Origin of the sequence: Herbaspirillum robiniae (genome assembly GCF_002213415.1) — a bacterium.
In the GTDB taxonomy this organism is placed as follows: domain Bacteria; phylum Pseudomonadota; class Gammaproteobacteria; order Burkholderiales; family Burkholderiaceae_D; genus Herbaspirillum; species Herbaspirillum robiniae.
Genome location: NZ_NJGU01000018.1, coordinates 1 through 17,021, shown reverse-complemented (window position 1 = coordinate 17,021; position 17,021 = coordinate 1). Strand labels below are relative to the sequence as shown.

At 67.5% G+C, this 17,021-nt stretch carries 14 protein-coding genes; all 14 read right to left on the bottom strand.

Features of this window, described 5'->3' with window-relative positions; all coding sequences use genetic code 11:
- Nucleotides 1-41 precede the first annotated feature (41 nt).
- The 14 genes from ileS to atzF all read right to left on the bottom strand — a co-directional run bounded on the left by ileS (nucleotide 42) and on the right by atzF (nucleotide 16,283).
- Nucleotides 42-2,936, bottom strand: coding sequence for an isoleucine--tRNA ligase (ileS, locus tag CEJ42_RS23285; protein WP_088752719.1), 2,895 nt, complete (start codon nucleotides 2,934-2,936; stop codon nucleotides 42-44).
- Between the two features lie 118 nt (nucleotides 2,937-3,054).
- Nucleotides 3,055-4,032 carry a bifunctional riboflavin kinase/FAD synthetase gene (locus tag CEJ42_RS23280; protein ID WP_079215841.1) on the bottom strand — a complete coding sequence of 326 codons (978 nt, stop codon included), beginning with the start codon at nucleotides 4,030-4,032 and terminating at the stop codon, nucleotides 3,055-3,057.
- Between the two features lie 164 nt (nucleotides 4,033-4,196).
- Nucleotides 4,197-4,901, bottom strand: a complete 705-nt coding sequence (locus tag CEJ42_RS23275; RefSeq protein ID WP_088752718.1) for a GntR family transcriptional regulator — start codon at nucleotides 4,899-4,901, stop codon at nucleotides 4,197-4,199.
- 56 nt (nucleotides 4,902-4,957) lie between these two features.
- The gene (gene hpxZ, locus CEJ42_RS23270) at nucleotides 4,958-5,335 is read right to left on the bottom strand and encodes an oxalurate catabolism protein HpxZ (RefSeq protein WP_079215839.1); all 378 of its coding nucleotides are present in this window, start codon (nucleotides 5,333-5,335) and stop codon (nucleotides 4,958-4,960) included.
- Entirely contained in the window at nucleotides 5,332-6,018 is a 687-nt protein-coding gene (locus CEJ42_RS23265) for a cysteine hydrolase family protein (protein ID WP_088752717.1), read from the bottom strand. Before CEJ42_RS23265 ends, hpxZ begins: the two co-directional genes overlap by 4 nt.
- Entirely contained in the window at nucleotides 6,015-7,583 is a 1,569-nt protein-coding gene (locus CEJ42_RS23260) for an ABC transporter ATP-binding protein (RefSeq protein ID WP_088752748.1), read from the bottom strand. Before CEJ42_RS23260 ends, CEJ42_RS23265 begins: the two co-directional genes overlap by 4 nt.
- A 16-nt stretch (nucleotides 7,584-7,599) precedes the next feature.
- Nucleotides 7,600-8,295, bottom strand: a complete 696-nt coding sequence (gene biuH / locus CEJ42_RS23255; protein ID WP_079215837.1) for a biuret amidohydrolase — start codon at nucleotides 8,293-8,295, stop codon at nucleotides 7,600-7,602.
- A 19-nt stretch (nucleotides 8,296-8,314) separates the two neighbouring features.
- Nucleotides 8,315-9,235, bottom strand: coding sequence for an ABC transporter permease (locus CEJ42_RS23250; protein ID WP_088752716.1), 921 nt, complete (start codon nucleotides 9,233-9,235; stop codon nucleotides 8,315-8,317).
- Entirely contained in the window at nucleotides 9,228-10,400 is a 1,173-nt protein-coding gene (locus CEJ42_RS23245; protein WP_088752715.1) for an ABC transporter permease, read from the bottom strand. The genes CEJ42_RS23250 and CEJ42_RS23245 overlap by 8 nt, the downstream gene beginning before the upstream one ends.
- 118 nt (nucleotides 10,401-10,518) lie before the next feature.
- Entirely contained in the window at nucleotides 10,519-11,616 is a 1,098-nt protein-coding gene (locus CEJ42_RS23240) for a BMP family ABC transporter substrate-binding protein (protein ID WP_079215834.1), read from the bottom strand.
- A 50-nt stretch (nucleotides 11,617-11,666) separates the two neighbouring features.
- Nucleotides 11,667-12,524: an ABC transporter ATP-binding protein gene (locus CEJ42_RS23235; RefSeq protein ID WP_088752714.1), complete on the bottom strand. Its 858-nt coding sequence runs from the start codon at nucleotides 12,522-12,524 to the stop codon at nucleotides 11,667-11,669.
- Nucleotides 12,521-13,381 (bottom strand): ABC transporter permease, encoded by an 861-nt coding sequence (locus tag CEJ42_RS23230; protein WP_243397941.1) that lies wholly within the window; start codon nucleotides 13,379-13,381, stop codon nucleotides 12,521-12,523. The genes CEJ42_RS23235 and CEJ42_RS23230 overlap by 4 nt, the downstream gene beginning before the upstream one ends.
- 5 nt (nucleotides 13,382-13,386) lie before the next feature.
- The gene (locus CEJ42_RS23225) at nucleotides 13,387-14,394 is read right to left on the bottom strand and encodes an ABC transporter substrate-binding protein (protein ID WP_088752713.1); all 1,008 of its coding nucleotides are present in this window, start codon (nucleotides 14,392-14,394) and stop codon (nucleotides 13,387-13,389) included.
- A 53-nt stretch (nucleotides 14,395-14,447) separates the two neighbouring features.
- The gene (gene atzF / locus CEJ42_RS23220; protein WP_088752712.1) at nucleotides 14,448-16,283 is read right to left on the bottom strand and encodes an allophanate hydrolase; all 1,836 of its coding nucleotides are present in this window, start codon (nucleotides 16,281-16,283) and stop codon (nucleotides 14,448-14,450) included.
- Between the last annotated feature and the right edge of the window lie 738 nt (nucleotides 16,284-17,021).

Here is a 17,021-nt window from a genome sequence, read left to right as displayed (position 1 = left end):
CGCCATGGGCGGGAAGCGGCTTGCCGGCGATCAGGCGGCGATCAGGCGAAGCGGCGCTTCTCGCCCTGGCCGAACAGGTTGGCGAAGCAGCGGCCGCACAGGCCGGGATGCTCGGCATGAGACCCGACATCGGCGCGATAGTGCCAGCAGCGTTCGCATTTCTGGTTGGCCGACGGCGTGACGACCACGGCTTCTTCCTCGGCCGAGGCGACCTTGGTCACGCGGGCATCCGAGGTGATCAGCACGAACTTCAGGTCATCGCCCAGGCTGTCGAGCAAGGCCGCCTTGTCGCCGCTGACCTTCAGTTCGACTTCCGCTTGCAGCGACGAGCCGATGTTGCCGGCGATGCGCACTTCTTCCAGCTGCTTGGTGACGCTCGCGCGCACCTCGTGCAGCACGGCGAACTTGGCCAGCAGCGCGTCGGCGTCGGCCACTTCGGGCAGGGCGTAGTAGGTCTGGGAGAAGATCGTTTCGCGACTTTCCTCGAACACTTCCTTGCTGGCGAAGAAGCTCCATGCCTCTTCCGCGGTGAACGACAGGATCGGCGCCATCAGGCGCAGCAGCGCCTGGGTGATGTGCCACACCGCGGTCTGTGCCGAGCGGCGCGCGGCCGACTCCACGCCGCTGGTGTAGAGGCGGTCCTTCAGGATGTCGAGGTAGAAGCCGCCCAGGTCTTCCGAGCAGTAGCCTTGCAGCTTGGCCACCACCGGGTGGAACTCGTAGGACTCGAAGTGCGCCAGCACCTCGGCCTGCAGGCGCGCCATGTTGGCGATCGCGTAGCGGTCGATTTCCAGCAGGTCGGCCACCGGCACGGCGTGCTTGGCGAAGTCGAAGTCCGAGGTGTTGGCCAGCAGGAAGCGCAGCGTGTTGCGGATGCGGCGGTAGGCTTCGGTGACGCGCTTGAGGATTTCGTCCGAGATCGAGATCTCGCCCGAGTAGTCGCTCGAGGCGATCCACAGGCGCAGGATTTCCGCGCCCAGGGAGTCGGCCACCTTCTGCGGCTCCACGCCGTTCTTGAGCGACTTGGACATCTTGCGGCCTTCGCCGTCGACCACGAAGCCGTGGGTCAGCAACGCCTTGTACGGTGCGCGGCCGTTCAACATCGACGAGGTCAGCAGCGACGAGTGGAACCAGCCGCGGTGCTGGTCCGAACCTTCCAGATACAGGTCGGCCGGGAACTGTGACTGCAGCTTGTGCGAGCCGCGCAGCACGGTCTGGTGCGTGGTGCCGGAGTCGAACCAGACGTCCAGCGTGTCGCGGTTCTTCAGGTACAGGTCGGCTTCGTCGCCCAGCAGGTCCTTGGGATCGAGCGCCTGCCAGGCCTCGATGCCGCCCTTCTCGATGCGCTGGGCGATCTGCTCGATCAGCTCCGGCGTGCGCGGGTGCAGCTCGCCGGTTTCCTTGTGCACGAAGAAGGCCATCGGCACGCCCCACTGGCGCTGGCGCGACAGCGTCCAGTCCGGACGGTTGGCGATCATGCCGTGCAGGCGCGCCTTGCCCCAGGAGGGGAAGAAAGCGGTGTCTTCGATACCCTGCAGCGCGGTCTGGCGCAGGCTGGGGCCGCCGTCCTTGGGGAGGTTGTCCATGCTGGCGAACCACTGCGAGGTGGCGCGATAGATGATCGGCGTCTTGTGGCGCCAGCAGTGCATGTAGCTGTGGTCGAACATGACCAGCTTGAACAGCGAGCCGGTCTGCTCCAGCGCCGAGCAGATCGGCTTGGAGGCTTCCCAGATGGTCATGCCGGCAAACAGCGGCAGCGTCGACGCATAGCGGCCGTCGCCCATGACCGGGTTGATGAAGTCGTCATCCTTCATGCCGTGCGCCTTGCACGAGATGAAGTCTTCGATACCGTAGGCCGGCGCCGAGTGCACGATGCCGGTGCCGCTGTCGGCGGTCACGTAGTCGCCCAGGTAGATCGGCGACAGGCGGTCGTAGCCGGCGTCGGCCTTGGCCAGCGGATGGTGGAAGCGGATCAGCGACAGCTTTTCGCCCACGGTGGTGGCGATGATCTTGCCTTCCAGGCCGAAGCGCTGCAGGCAGGATTCCACCAGATCGCGGGCCAGAATCAGCAGCAGCGGTTCGCCGTTGCGCGAGGTTTCGACCAGCGCGTACTCGAACTCCGGATGCACGTTCAGCGCCTGGTTGGACGGGATGGTCCAGGGCGTGGTGGTCCAGATCACGATGTAGCCGTTGCGCGTGGGCAGGTCGGTCAGGCCGAAGGCGGTGGCCAGCTTGTCGTGTTCGGCGAACGGGAAGCCGACGTCGATGGCCGGGTCGCGCTTGTCCTGGTATTCCACTTCCGCCTCGGCCAGCGCCGAGCCGCAGTCGAAGCACCAGTTCACGGGTTTCAGGCCGCGGTAGACGTAACCCTTCTCCAGGATGGTGCCGAGCGCGCGCAGCTCGTCGGCTTCATTGGAGAAGTTCATGGTCTTGTACGGGTTGTCCCATTCGCCCAGCACGCCCAGGCGGATGAAGTCCTTCTTCTGCAGCGTGATCTGTTCTTCGGCATAGGCGCGCGCCTTGGCTTGCACTTCGGCCACCGGCAGGTTCTTGCCGTACTTCTTTTCGATCTGGATCTCGATGGGCATGCCGTGGCAATCCCAGCCCGGCACGTATTGCGCGTCGAAGCCGGCCATGTTGCGGGCCTTGACGATCATGTCCTTCAGGATCTTGTTGACGGCGTGGCCCAGGTGGATCTCGCCGTTGGCGTACGGCGGGCCGTCATGCAGGATGAACTTCGGGCGGCCGGCGGAGGCCTTGCGGATGCGCTCGTAGACTTTCTTCTCTTGCCAGTCCTTGACCCATTGCGGCTCGCGCTTGGCCAGGTCGCCGCGCATCGGGAACGCGGTCTCGGTCATGTTGACCGGATACTTGGACGGGGCCTTGCCGGCTTTTTCCTGCTTGCCCGGCTTGGCGGACGATTCGTTGTTCGACATGAAGATCTCTTTGGATTCGGGTTGATTCTGAATTCTGGATGCGCCGCAGGCTGACCGTGACGCGCGGGACTGGCAGGCTGGACGACGGCGGTGCCAGGCACCGGCCGCCGGCCAGCGTTCAAATTCGGTCGGTCGCCGACACGGCGAAGCCGGCGCTTTCGCGGAAGAAGGCGCGGGCCTGGTCGGCGTCGCGCGCGATGGCGGCGGTCAGCGTGGGCAGGTCGATGTACTTTTCCTCGTCGCGCAGCTTCTTCAGGAATTCCACGCGCAGGAGCTTGCCGTAGCAGTCGCCCTGGAAGTCCAGCAGGTGCGTCTCCAGCAGCACGCGGCCGCTGTCGTCCACCGTCGGACGCACGCCCAGGCTGGCCACCGCCGGCAGCGGCTGCTCGCCCATGCCGTGCACCTGCACCACGAAGATGCCCGACAGCGCCGGACGCTTGTGGCCCACGCGCATGTTCAGCGTCGGGAAACCGATGGTGCGGCCCAGCTTCTTGCCGTGCACCACGTGGCCGCTGATGGCGTAGGAGTGGCCCAGCAACTGGCGCGACAGTTCGAAATCGCCCTCGGCCAGCGCCGCGCGCACGGCCGAAGAGGAGATGCGCACGCCGGCGTTGGTCACGGTGGGCATCGAATGCACTTCGAAGCCGTATTTCTTGCCGGCTTCGATCAGGGTGTCAAGGTTGCCGGCGCGGCGCGCGCCGAAGCAGAAGTCGTCGCCCACCATCAACCAGCGCACGTGCAGGCCCTGCACCAGGATCTTCTCGATGAAGTCCTGCGGCGAGAGGGCGGCGAAGTGGCTGCCGAAATGTTCCACCACCACGCGGTCGATGCCGGCGTCGGCCAGCGACTGCAGCTTGTCGCGCAGGTTGGCGATGCGCGCCGGGGCGCGTTCGGGCGTGCCGGCCAGCTGGGCGAAGAACTCGCGCGGATGCGGCTCGAAGGTCATCACCGCGGCGTCCAGTCCCAGGCGGTCGGCGGCCTCGCGCACGCGCGAGAGCAGGGCCTGATGGCCCAGATGCACACCGTCGAAATTGCCGATGGTCAGCGCGCATGGCGCGCGCGATTCGGCGTTGGGAAGTCCGCGAAATACCTTCATTGAGCCGCTGCTTGAAATGCTGGAAAGATGCGCTGTTGCAAAAGCCTTCCATTATAAATGTTTTCGGAGGCTTTCCCTGATTTGGTGGCGGGAAGGGCGCAATCAAGCCGTTCGGCGATGAATTTCCTTGTGGAAAGATGTTGTTCGTGCAACTTTCCGGCGGCTCAGCGCTGCGCCTGCAGCGCCTCCGGCTCCTGCTCCTGGCGCGCCTCGGCCAGCATCCAGATGGTGATCTTGCGCACCTCCAGCTTGCTCTGCGTGATGTGGGCGCGCAGCAGGATCTGCGCCTCGGTGGCGCGGCGCTTGGCCACCAGCTGCAGGATCTTGGCGTGCTCCTCGTAGGTGGCCTCGATGCGTTTCTTTTTCAGGAAGTCCAGGCGGCGCACGATGCGGATCTTTTCGGTGACCTCGGTATGCACCCGGGTCATCTCTTCGTTGCCGGCGGCCGCCACCAGGTTGGTGTGGAAGGCCTCGTCGAACTCGGCCACCCGGACCGCATCGGTCTCGCGCGCCTCCGGCGCGACCAGCCAGATGGCGTTGAGCGCCTCCAGACCGGTCGCCGGCTCCTGCTGCTGGCACAGCTTGTCCAGCGCCGCCATCTCCAGCACGATGCGCAGGTCGTAGAGGTTGTCGAGCCGGTCGAAGTCGATGGCGCAGACCTTCCAGCCGCGCCGGAAACCCACTTCCAGGTAGCCCTCGCGCTGCAGCCGGAACAGCGCGTCGCGCAGCGGCGTGCGCGAGACGCCCTGGCGTTGCGCCATTTCGGTCTCGGTGAAATTGTCCCCCGGCAGCAGGCGAAAATTGAAGATGTCGTCCTTGAGCCGGTTGTAGACCTGTTCGGCGAGCGGGTTGGCGACGGTGACGGTCATGGCTGGCGTGGATCGGTATCGGTGGGTCGGCGCATGGGATGCATGGAGCGTTCGGGTCAGGCCATCAGGCTGACGTGGGCGGCGACGATGCGCCAGCCCTCATCCATGCGCACCCAGGTCTGCATCTGGCGGCCGGTGCGCTCCGACGTATGGTCGGTGAATTCGGTCGACACGGTAGCATAGTCGGTGCCGAAGGTCGTGACAACGGTGCGCCGCAGCTTGCGCGAAGCCGGCACCGGCGTGCAGGTCTTGCGGTACTGGCGGATCGCCTCGCCGCCCAGCAGCACCTCGGCCACGCCGTAGCGCACCGTCTGCGGCGCATACCAGAACCAGCGGTCCAGCGCGGGGATGTCGTTGATCAGCAGCGCGTATTCGTAGTCGGCGAAGGCCTGTTCGATCTCGGCCACCACCTGCGGCAGGTTCACTTGCATCATGCGGCTTCTCCTTTGTTCATCGGCGGCAATGCCCGTTGCAGTTCCGCCAGCGGCGCCTTCCAGCCGACGATGCCGCCCTGGGCCGTCAGCATGGCCAGCGTGGCCTGGTGGAATACCGGGAAATAACTGGCGCAGGCGTCTTCCACCACCAGGCATTCGTAGCCGCGGTCGTTGGCTTCGCGCATCGAGGTCTGCACGCAGACTTCGGTGGTCACGCCGGCGAACAGCAAGTGGCTGATGCCGCGCGCCTGCAGCTGCGCATGCAGGTCGGTGGCGTAGAAGGCGCCCTTGCCGGGCTTGTCGATGACGATCTCGCCGGCGACCGGCGCCAGCAGTGGCAGGATCTGGTTGCCGGGCTCGCCGCGCACCAGGATGCGGCCCATCGGGCCGATGTCGCCGATGCCAAGCGCGGGATTGCCGCGCAGCCGCTTGGCCGGCGGGCAGTCGGAGAGGTCCGGCAGGTGCGACTCGCGCGTGTGGACCACCAGCATGCCCGCGCCGCGCGCCGTGGCCAGCAGCGTCGCCACGGTCGGCACGATCGCCATGAGCGGGCGCACGTCGTTGCCCAGCGCGCTGCCGAAACCGCCTTCCTCGACGAAGTCGCGCTGCATGTCGATCACCACCAGCGCCGTGCTGCGCGGATCGAAACGATAGGGATAGGGGTGTGCGGCGACGCTGTTCATGCGGCCTCCTGTTGTGGTGTTGCGCCATGGTGGCCGGCCATCCAGCGGCCCAGCGCGGCGCGGTCGGCGCCTTTGGCGGCGATTTCTTCAGCGGCATGCACGATGCGGCCCTCGGTCATCACCAGGATGCGGTCGGACAGCTCCAGCAGCTCGTCCAGGTCTTCGCTCACCAGCAGCACCGCCGCGCCCCGTGCGCGCGCCTGCAGCAGTCGGGCGTGGATGTCGGCTACCGAGGCGAAGTCGAGCCCGAACACCGGGTTGGCCACGATCAGTACGTTGGCCGCATCGTGCTGACCGGCGTCGCCCAGTTCGCGCGCCAGCACCGCGCGCTGCACGTTGCCGCCGGAGAGCGTGCCGATGGCGCGCTCGGGCAACGGCGGCCTGACGTTGAAGGCGGCGATCAGGCTTTGCGCCTGGCGCCGCATCGCGCCGCGGTCCACGCGCCAGCCGCCGCGCCTGAACGGCGCGACGTCGAAATTGCGCAGCGCCATGTTCTCGGCCACGCTCATGCCCGGGATACAGGCGTTGCGCAGCGGTTCCTCCGGCAGCGCGAACACGCGCAGGCGGCGCATCTCTTCGCGACTGGCGCCGTAAGCGGCGCCGTCCACCTGCACGTCGCCGGCGAGGCGGCGGCGCTGGCCGAGCAAGGCTTCCACCAGTTCCTTCTGGCCGTTGCCGGAGATGCCGGCCAGGCCGGCGATCTCGCCGCGCCTGACCGCCAGCGAAAGATCGCGCACCGCCGCCACGCCGCGGTCGTTGTTGACCGTCAGGCCGGTGACGGCCAGGCCGACGGGCGCGTCGGCCGGGACCGGCGCGCGCGGCGCGGCGGCCTTCTCTTCGCGCGCGCGGCCCATCATCCAGTGCGCCAGCTCGTCCGGGCCGGTGTCGGCCACCCTGGCGCTGCCGACCAGCCGGCCGCGGCGCAATACGGTGACGTCGTCGGCATAGGCGCTCACTTCATGGAACTTGTGCGTGATCATCAGCACCGTCAGTTCCTGCTTGCGCGTGAGCGCGTGCATCAGCCCCAGCACCTCGTCGGCCTCTTGCGGCGTGAGCACCGAGGTCGGCTCGTCCAGGATCAGCAGGCGCCGGCGCAGGTAGAGCTGCTTGAGGATTTCCAGCTTCTGCTTTTCACCGGCGGACAGCCCGCTGACCGGACGATCCAGCTCCAGCCGGAACGGCATGGCCGCCATGAACTCGCGCAGGGCCGCGCGCTCGTCCTGCCAGCGGATGCGCCAGGGCAGGTCGCCGCGCGAGAGCAGCAGGTTTTCCGCCACCGACAGGCTGGGCGCCAGCGTGAAGTGCTGGTACACCATGCCGATGCCGAGCTGGTTGGGCACGCGCGGGCCGCGGATTTCCACCTCGCGGCGATCGGCCTGGATGCTGCCCTGGTCGAGCGGGCTGTAGCCCACCAGGCCCTTGACCAGCGTGCTTTTGCCGGCGCCGTTCTCGCCCAGCAGGGCGTGGATGGTGCCGGCGCGTATCTTCAGCGAAACCTCGTCCAGCGCGCGGAAGCTCCCGAAGGATTTGCCGGCGCCGATGATCTCCAGCTCGAGCGCGTGCATGGCCATGTCCGGGCTCCTATCGGCCGATGACGTCGATCAGCGCGGCCGAGTCCGACACCGCGCCGAATACGCCGCCCTGCATCTTGATCATCGACAGCGCGGCCAGGTGGTTGCCGTGGTCGGTGGCGCCGCAGCAGTCCGACAGCATCACGCATTCGAAGCCGCGGTCGTTGGCCTCGCGCATGGTGGTGTGCACGCAGACGTCGGTGGTGATGCCGGTCAGCACGATGTTGCGGATGCCGCGCGTATGCAGCACCAGCTCGAGATCGGTGGCGCAGAACGAGCCCTTGCCGGGTTTGTCGATGATGATCTCGCCGGGCAGCGGCGCCAGCTCGGGAATGATTTCCCAGCCCGGTTCGCCGCGCACCAGGATCTTGCCGCAGGGGCCGGCGTCGCCGATGCCGATGCCGTTGGCGCCGATCTGGCGCGAGCGCCAGCGCTTGTTGGCCGGCAGGTCGGACAGATCGGGGCGATGGCCCTCGCGGGTGTGGATGATGGTGTAGCCGCCGGCGCGCATGGCGGCCAGCACCTTGCTGATCGGCCCGATCGGCGCGCGCGTGAGCGAGAGGTCGTAGCCCATCTTGTCCACATAGCCGCCGATGCCGCAGAAGTCGGTCTGCATGTCGATCACGATCAGCGCGGTGTTGGCCGGCGACAGCGCGCCGTCGTAGGGCCAGGCATAGGGTTCGGCCTTGATGAAGAGTTCGGGCATGTGCTTCTCCTTCGTGGATTTATCGGGTCAGGCTGAGTTCGCCCGGCGCGCTCGAGAGCGTGCGGTCGGGGCGGCAGGTGAGGATCATGATCAGCAGCGTCAGCGCATAGGGCGCGGCGTTGAACAGGTAGTAGCCGGAGGTGATGCCCACCGCCTGCAAGGCCGGGCCGAGCGCGCCGGCCGCGCCGAACAGCAGCGCCGCCAGCAGGCAGCGCCACGGCTGCCAGCGCGCGAAGATCACCAGCGCCACCGCCATCAGGCCCTGGCCGCTGGAGAGGCCTTCGTTCCAGCTGCCCGGGTAGTACAGCGAGAGATAGGCGCCGCCCACCGCCGCCAGGAAGCCGCCGGCCGCGGTGGCGGCGATGCGCGTGGCGTTGAGGCGATAGCCAAGGGCGCGCGCGGTCTCCGCGTGGTCGCCCACCAGCCGCAGCGCCAGCCCCCAGCGCGTGGCCGAGAGGCTCCATTGCAGCAGCAGCGCCAGCGCCACGCCGACGAAGAACAGCGCGTTGATCTGCAGCGCATGGTGCAGCCGCTCGTTGGCGCTCCAGGCGCCGAGGTCGATTGACGGCAGCATCGGCGCCTGCGGCTGGATGAAGGGCTTGCCGAGGAAGAAGGCCAGCCCCGTGCCCAGCAGCATCAGCGCGATGCCGAAGGCGATGTCGTTGACCCGCGGCAGCGAGCACACCAGCCCGTGCAGCGTGCCCAGCAACAGGCCGGAGCCGCCGGCGGCCAGCACCCCCAGCCAGGCCGAGCCGGAGTAGAACGAGACCGCATAGCCGGTCATGGCGCCGCAGACCAGGATGCCTTCCAGGCCCAGGTTCACGCGGCCGCCTTTTTCGGTCAGGCATTCGCCCAGGCTGACGAAGAGAAAAGGCGTGCCGACCCGGATCGCGCCGGCGAACAGCGCCAGCAGCAGGGTGGCGATGTCGATGTCATGCATGGCTGCCCTCCTTGGCAAGGGCGGCGGGGTGCGCCTGCTGCTGCCAGCGCAGCTTCAGCGCGGCCAGCCGGCCGGTGACCGCTTCCCAGGCCAGCAGGTTGCAGAACAGCAGGCCCTGCAGCACCAGCGTGGTGGCGTCGGGCAGGTCGAGGCGGCGCTGCAGCAGGCTGCCGCTGGCTTCCACACCGCCGATCACCACCGCGCAGACGATGATGGCCAGCGGATTCTGGCGCGCCGCGAAGGCCACCAGGATGCCGGAGAAACCGTAGCCCGCCAGCAGCGCGCTGTTGGCGCTGCCGTGGACGGCCGCGACTTCGAACATGCCCGCCAGCCCGGCGGCGGCGCCCCCCATGCCGCAGGCCAGCAGGATCAGGCGGTTGACCGGCAGGCCCACCAGGCGCGCGGTGCGCACGTTGCCGCCGACAATGCCCATGGCGAAGCCGGCCACGCTGTGGCGCAGGAACACCCAGGCGGCCACGCAGGCGACGGCGCCCCAGGCCAGTCCCCAGTGCACATCCAGCCAGGGCATGGATTGCAGCATGTCGGCCTCCGGCAGGGGCAGGGTGGAGGGCTTGTTCAGGCTGGCCGGGTCGCGCAGCGGGCCCTCCACCAGATGCTTGAACAGCGCCACGGCGAGATAGGACATCAGCAGGCTGGAGATCGTCTCGTTCACTGCGCGCCATTGGCGCAGGCTGCCGCACAGCGCGATCCACAGGCCGCCGGTGATCATCGCGGCCACCGCCATCAGCGCCAGCATGGCAACGGGCGGCAGCGCCGGCGCCAGTTGCGGCATCATCGCCGCCGCCAGCCCGCCGAGGGCCAGCGCGCCTTCGCCGCCGATGACGATCAGTCCCACGCGCGCGGGCAGCGCCACGCACAAGGCGGTGAGCAGCAGCGGCGCGGCGCGCTGCAAGGTGTTTTGCCAGGCGAACATGGTGCCGAAGGCGCCCTGGTAGATCAGCAGGCAGGCCTCGCCCGCGGGACGTCCCTGCAGCAGCAGGAACAGCACGAACAGCAGCAGCGTGCCGGCCAGCGCGCACAGCGTGGGCAGCGCCGGCGCGGCGGCGTGCAGCAGCGCGGCGCGCAGTCGCAGATAAGGGGGCACTGCCGCCGATGCGGGCGGCGCGCTCTGGGCGGCAGGTTCTGGAGCAGGTACGGAAGTCATGGCGATGTCCCGTGCAAGGAAATCGGGGCGGCGCGCCCGTGCGCGCCGCGTCTGGTATTGCCGGTGTTGCGAGTGTTGCGGATGCGGCGGATGCGGCGGATGTTGCCGGCGTTGCAGCTCAGACCTGGCCGACGACGCCGGCCACCAGGTAGTTCATCTTCTCCAGCGCCACGTCGGTCTGCGCCTGGGTAGTGCCGGCCGGGATCACGGTGGCGCCCTTGTTGTCCTTGATCGGGCCCTTGAAGATCTGGAACTTGCCGGCCAGCATCTGCGCCTTGATGTCGTCGGCCTTCTTCCTGGCCGCGGCCGAGACCGCGGCGCCGTAGGGCGACATCTTCACGAAGTTGTCCTTCAGTCCGCCGCGCAGGAAGTTGATCATCGGCTTGCCTTCCAGCGTGGCCTTGACGATCTCGGTGTAGGGCGTGGACCAGTTCCATTCGGCGCCGGTGAGATAGCCCTTGGGCGCCAGCGCGGCCTGGCTGGCGTGGTAGCCGGTGGTCATGATGCCGCGCTTCTCGGCGGTCTCGACGATGACCTTGGGGCCGTCGACGTGGCAGGTGATGACGTCGCAGCCCTGGTCGATCAGGCTGTTGGCGGCTTCGGCCTCCTTCACCGGCAGTGACCAGTCGCCAGTGAAGATGACGTGGGTGGTGATGGCCGGATCCACCGACTGCGCGCCCAGCGTGAAGGCGTTGATGTTGCGCAGCACCTGCGGGATCGGCTTGGCGGCGATGAAGGCCAGCTTCTTGCTCTTGCTCATGTGGCCGGCCACCACGCCGGAGAGGTATTCGCACTCCTCGATGTAGCCGAAGAAGCTGCCCACGTTCATCGGATGCTTGCCGGCGGTCCACAGGCCGCCGCAGTGGGCGATGCGCACCTTGGGATATTTCTCGGCGATCTTCAGCACGTGCGGGTCGAAGTAACCGAAGGAGGTCGGGAAGATCAGCTGCGCGCCGTCCTGCTGGATCATCGCCTCCATGGTCTTCTGCACGGCCACGGTCTCGGGCACCTTTTCTTCCTCGATCACCTTCACACCCGGCATCTTCTTGATGATGGCGGCGGCCTGCGCGTGCGACTGGTTGTAGCCGAAGTCGTCGCGCGCGCCGACATAGATGAAGCCGACCGTCAGCGGGCCGGCGGCCAGCAGGTCCAGCGGCAGGGCGGCGCCCAGTGCGGCGGCTCCGGACAGTTTCAGAAAATCGCGGCGGTTCTTCATGTTGTTGTGCTCCTGGTCGTGACGTTCGTGGTGGGTGAATGGACTCGGGTTCAGGACAGCGCCAGCTTGCCCGGCGCCTGCATGCGGGCCGGCTTGCGCACTTCGCGCTGGAAGATTTCCATCGACAGTTTCTTGGCCGAGATGAAACTGGGCTGCGACAGCGTATCCACCGTGCGCGGGCGCGGATCGTCGTAACGCAGGATGTCGGCCACGGCGGTGGGACGCTTGGTCAGCAGCAGGATCTCGTCGGCCAGGTAGACCGCTTCCTCCAGGTCGTGCGACACCAGCACCATGGTGGTGCCGGTCTGCATGAAGACCTCCTGCAGCTTTTCGCGGATGAACAGCGTCATCTCGAAATCCAGCGCCGAGAACGGCTCGTCGAGGAACAGCACCTCCGGCCCCGGGGCCAGCGCGCGCATGATGGAGGCGGTCTGCTGCTGGCCGCCGGAGAGCTCGTAGGGATAGCGCATCAGGTCGAACTTGACGTCGAAGGAGGCGACCAGCTCGTCGACGCGATTGCGGATCTCGGCCCTGGACTTGCCCTCCAGCTTCAGCGGATAGGCGATGTTGTCGATGGTGCGCAGCCACGGGAACATGGCCTCGCGGTAGTTCTGGAAGACGTAGCCGATCTTGGTGTCGGCCAGCGACTTGCCGTCGAACAGGATCTGGCCCGAGTCGATCGGGATCAGTCCCGCGATCATGTTGATCAGGGTGGACTTGCCGCAACCGTTGGGGCCGAACACGGAGACGATCTTGTTTTTCGGGATGTCGAGGTCGAAGTCCTCATACAGCGGCCAGCCGGCGAAATGCTTGGTCAGGCCGCGGATGGTGATGTGGGTGCCCGGCGGCCCCGGCACGAACGGGGTTTCCGGGGGCAGGTCGACTTTGGGGCTGATCACGACGCTCATCTTCCGCTCCAGTGGACGATACGTTTTTCAATGACGATGAAGACCACGTTCAACACATAGCCCAGCGCGCCGGCCGAGAGGATGGCGGCATACATCTCGCGCACGTTCAACACCTGCTGGGCGTCGATGATGCGGTGGCCCAGGCCGTTCTCGGAGCCGATGAACATCTCGGCCACGATCACGATCACCAGCGCCATCGACACCGCGCTGCGCAGGCCGACGAAGGTGGGTTGCAGGCTTTCCCAGAGCAGCACGTCGCAGAAGATGCGCCAGCGCGAGGCGCCCATCACCTTGGCCGCCATCACGCGCTGCTTGCGCGCGTTGAGCACGCCGTAGGCGCTGTTGAAGAGCACGATCAGGAAGGCGCCGAAGGCGGCGATGGCGACCTTGTTGATGTCGGACACGCCGAAGATCAGCAGGAACAGCGGGATCAGCGCCGACGACGGCGTGGAGCGGAAGAAGTCGATCAGGAACTCCACGCTGCGGTAGGCGCGCTCGTTGCTGCCCAGCAGTACGCCCAGCGGCACGCCAAGGACGGCGGCGATGACGAAGGCCTCCAACGTGCGCACCAGCGTCACGCTGAAATCGATCAGCAGCGCGCCGCCGGCCAGGCCGTTGACCATCGCCACCAGCGTGACGCCCGGCGGCGGCAGCAGGATGGCCTTGATCCATCCCGCCCGCACCACCAGGTCCCACACCACGAACAGCGCGATGGGGCCGATGAAGGGCAGGAGCCCGCGCAGCGAGGGCGACTTGCGTTTCGCCTTGGGCCGGGCGGTGCGCGCCGGCGCGGCGGCAGGGGTGGCGTTTTCCCTGGCCTGGCCCGTCTCGCGGGCGGTGATGGCGGAATCGCTCATGGCGCTCAGCCTTTGTAGATCAGGTTGTCGACCAGGATGCGTTGCGAGAACACGCCCTTGTCCACGAACAGGTCATAGAACTTCTGGAAGTAGGCGATATCGCTGGCCTTGAATTCGTTGTAGAGCATGTAGGCCGCCAGCGGTACTTCGTTGGTCAGCGAGCCTTCGATGGCGGTGTAGCCCTTGAGGTAGGTGCGGGCCTTGTCGGGGTTGGTGCGCACCAGCTCGATGCCGCGCGCGTAGGCGGCGATGTACTTTTTGGCTTCGGCCGGATGCTTCTTGATGAACTCGGTGGTCAGCGCGGCGGCGCCGCCATGCCACGGCGCCATCGGGTCGCCCAGGATGTATTTGGCGATGACGCCGGCTTCCAGCACGCGGGTGGTGTTGTTCATGCGGCCCACCGTGCCGGTCGGCTCCAGCGTGTAGGCGGCATCCACCTGGCCGGCCGCCAGCGAGGCGACGTGCTGGCCGATGGGCAGCTCCACCACCGTGGCGCCGGCAGCGCCCGCGCGTTCCAGCACGGTCTTGGCCAGCGTCACGTTCTGGATGCCGGGGCCGGAGGCGACCTTCTTGCCCTTGAGTTCGGCGATGGACTTGACCGGGCTGTCCTTGGGCACCAGGAACTCGTCGAGCACGTACTTGGCGTTGCTCGGGTTGGTGGCGAAGATCTTGAACAGGCCGGGCTGGGCGATTTCGCCGATGGCCAGGTTGCCGGCGCCGGTGCCGTTGGCCGAACCGTCGGCGCGGCCGGAGAGCATGGCCTCCATCACCTGCTGGGCGCCGGCGAACTTGAGCGCCTGCACGTCGAGCCCGGCTTCCTTGAAGTAGCCCGCTTCCACCGCGGCGTAGAAGGGCAGGCCGGCCGCCACCGGCCAGTAGCCGATGCGGATGGGCACGCTTTGCGCGCGCAGGATCGCAGGCGCACCGGCGATGGCGGCCGTGGCGGCGACCGCGCCGGTTTTGGCGATGAAGCTGCGGCGCGACGGGTTGGCTGCGTTGGAAATCTTTTTCATTGCGGGCTCCGTGGTGAGAGGTTCAGATGCGGTGCGAAAGATGTCGTGAAGATTCAGGCCAGCGAAGCCAGGTAGGCCGCCCAGCCGCCGTGATGGGTGATGTCGGCGGCGCCGGCGATGCCGGCCGGCTCGCAGATGAAGCCCTTGACCGCGCGGCCGTCGGCCAGCTCCACCGTGCCTATGCCCAGCGGCGCGGGGATCGCGGCGACGAAGCCGCCGAACTGGCGCAGCGGCATTTCCCAGACTTCCACCGCGATGGCGGCGCCGTTGCCATCGGCGGTGCGCGCCAGTCCCGGCTTGGGCGGCGTGGTGCCGGCCAGCGCATACAGGCGATAGCGCGCGGCGGTGCTGGTCACGGCCACACGGCGCGCGCCGGCTTCCAGCAACTGCCAGTTCAGCGGCTGGCCGCTGAGATGGGCGCCGACCACGCAGACCTGCACCGTGGCCTCGTTGAAGGGCAGCGGCGCGGCGGCGATGGCGTCGGCCTGCGCGGCGCCGCCCAGCACGCGCTGGAACTGCGCGCCGGCCTCGGCCAGCAGGTGGTCGGAGCCGGCCGGGCCGATCAGCGTGACGCCGGCCGGCAGGCCGTCGCCGCGCCAGGCTCCGGGAATGGCCAGCGCCGCCATGTCCATCAGGTTGACGAAGTTGGTGTAGTAGCCCAGCTGCGAATTGCGCACCACCGGATCGGCCTGGACCTCGGCGATGGTGGGGAAGGTGGTGGTGGTCGGCACCAGCAGCAGGTCGCTGCCTTCGAGCAGGGTCTCGGCTTCGCGCCGCAGGTCGGCCAGGCGGTACTGGGCGTTGAAGGCGTCGACGGCGTCGTAGTTGTCGGCCTGGGCGGTGATCTGGCGCACCACCGGATCCATGTCGGCGCCGTGGCGCGTGAAGAACTCGCCCAGCGCGGCGCGGCGCTCGCCCACCCATGGGCCCTGATAAAGCAACTGGGCGGCGTCGGTGAAGGCATCGAAGGGAATCTTCTTCAGCGTCACGCCCGGCATGGCCGCGATCTGCGACAGCGTGCGTTCGTAAGCGTCGCGCGCGGCGGCGTCGCCGTAGAACTCCGGCGCGTCGGGCACGGCGATGCGGTAGCCGCGGCGCTTCACGCCCAGCATGGCCGGCTTGCGCGAATAGGCGTCGGCGTCGTCGTAGCCGGCCGCGCTCTGCAGCACGCGCCAGGCGTCGGCGACGTCATGGGCGAAGATGGAGATGCAATCCAGCGTGCGACAGGCCGGGAACAGGCCATGGGCGCTGATCAGGCCCCTGGTCGGCTTCAGGCCCACCAGGTGGTTGAACGCGGCCGGCACGCGGCCCGAGCCGGCGGTGTCGGTGCCCAGCGAGAACAGCACCTGGCCCAGCGCCACGGCCACGGCCGAACCGGAGCTGGAGCCGCCGGAGACGTATTCCGGCTTGATCGCGTTGCGCACCGCGCCGTAGGGCGAGCGCACGCCCACCAGGCCGGTGGCGAACTGGTCGAGATTGGTCTTGCCCACCAGCAGCGCGCCGGCCGCCTGCAGGCGCTGCACCACGGTGGCGCTGGTCGGCGCGACATGGCTGAATTCGGCGCAGGCGCCGGTGGTCGGCATGTCGGCCACGTCGATGTTGTCCTTGACCGCGAAGGGGATGCCGAACAGCGGCATGCTCTCGAACACGGCCTCGCCCTTGATCTGCAGCATCAGGTCGAGCGCGGCGGCCTGTTGTTTCAATTGCTTGGCCGGGACGCGGCTGATCCAGACTTCGTCGCGACCGGCGGCATCGATGCGCGCCAGCAGGTCGGCGGCCATCTTGCCGGGCGTGACGGCGCCGCTGCGATAGGCGGCCAGCAGGGAGCCGATGGTGAGGGGGGCAACCGCCGCAGCGGGGTCTTGGAGCAGGGTAGAGGTGGCTGGCATGGTTATATTCAATCTTGAATACAAGAATGAATATCTTTAAGCAGGAGGCGTGCCAGCGGATCGTGGCGCCATGTGCTTGGGCGCTGTAGCAGGCGGGATGCGGGTTTGCGGGATGCGTTGCTGGCTGGGAAGACTGTCGCCGCGGTGGGCGGCGAGACAAAATGGGGAGGCGTGCGCCGTTTTTGCCCGTGCAGGCTGGTGCGTATGCACGACGAACGACGCTGGGTCCTGACTTTCGTCAGGACGACGGGTAGGAGGAGCCTGGGCTGCTGGAGGTTGGGGCTGCGGGAGGGGGCAGGAGCGCGCCGGGGACCGGAAAGGGCGGGCTTGAGCCTGCAATGGGCAGGGCTAGGCTTGCAACCAGCCCGTCGTCCTGACGAAAGTCAGGACCCAGTGTCGTCTGCCGCGCCTCGACGGCGGTCAATCAAGGCAAAAGGAGGCAGCTTGAACCCGCAATGGTCAAGGCTTGCAAGCAACCTGTCGTCCTGACGAAAGTCAGGACCCAGCGTCGTCTGCCGCGCCTCGACGGCGGTCAATCAAGGCAAAAGGAGGCAGCTTGAACCCGCAATGGTCAAGGCTTGCAACCAGCCTGTCGTCCTGACGAAAGTCAGGACCCAGTGTCGTCTGCCGCGCCTCGACGGCGGTCAATCAAGGCAAAAGGAGGCAGCTTGAACCCGCAATGGTCAAGGCTTGCAACCAGCCCGTCGTCCTGACGAAAGTCAGGACCCAGTGTCGTTT

What these genes read in the sequence shown, in the direction of transcription:
- CEJ42_RS23235 (WP_088752714.1), bottom strand. Translation starts at nt 12,524, where the DNA reads ATGAGCGTCGTGATCAGCCCCAAAGTCGACCTGCCCCCGGAAACCCCG.
- CEJ42_RS23265 (WP_088752717.1), bottom strand. Translation starts at nt 6,018, where the DNA reads ATGAACAGCGTCGCCGCACACCCCTATCCCTATCGTTTCGATCCGCGC.
- CEJ42_RS23245 (WP_088752715.1), bottom strand. Translation starts at nt 10,400, where the DNA reads ATGACTTCCGTACCTGCTCCAGAACCTGCCGCCCAGAGCGCGCCGCCC.
- CEJ42_RS23250 (WP_088752716.1), bottom strand. Translation starts at nt 9,235, where the DNA reads ATGCATGACATCGACATCGCCACCCTGCTGCTGGCGCTGTTCGCCGGC.
- CEJ42_RS23240 (WP_079215834.1), bottom strand. Translation starts at nt 11,616, where the DNA reads ATGAAGAACCGCCGCGATTTTCTGAAACTGTCCGGAGCCGCCGCACTG.
- CEJ42_RS23260 (WP_088752748.1), bottom strand. Translation starts at nt 7,583, where the DNA reads ATGCACGCGCTCGAGCTGGAGATCATCGGCGCCGGCAAATCCTTCGGG.
- biuH (WP_079215837.1), bottom strand. Translation starts at nt 8,295, where the DNA reads ATGCCCGAACTCTTCATCAAGGCCGAACCCTATGCCTGGCCCTACGAC.
- CEJ42_RS23275 (WP_088752718.1), bottom strand. Translation starts at nt 4,901, where the DNA reads ATGACCGTCACCGTCGCCAACCCGCTCGCCGAACAGGTCTACAACCGG.
- CEJ42_RS23225 (WP_088752713.1), bottom strand. Translation starts at nt 14,394, where the DNA reads ATGAAAAAGATTTCCAACGCAGCCAACCCGTCGCGCCGCAGCTTCATC.
- ileS (WP_088752719.1), bottom strand. Translation starts at nt 2,936, where the DNA reads ATGTCGAACAACGAATCGTCCGCCAAGCCGGGCAAGCAGGAAAAAGCC.
- hpxZ (WP_079215839.1), bottom strand. Translation starts at nt 5,335, where the DNA reads ATGATGCAAGTGAACCTGCCGCAGGTGGTGGCCGAGATCGAACAGGCC.
- CEJ42_RS23230 (WP_243397941.1), bottom strand. Translation starts at nt 13,381, where the DNA reads ATGAGCGATTCCGCCATCACCGCCCGCGAGACGGGCCAGGCCAGGGAA.
- atzF (WP_088752712.1), bottom strand. Translation starts at nt 16,283, where the DNA reads ATGCCAGCCACCTCTACCCTGCTCCAAGACCCCGCTGCGGCGGTTGCC.
- CEJ42_RS23280 (WP_079215841.1), bottom strand. Translation starts at nt 4,032, where the DNA reads ATGAAGGTATTTCGCGGACTTCCCAACGCCGAATCGCGCGCGCCATGC.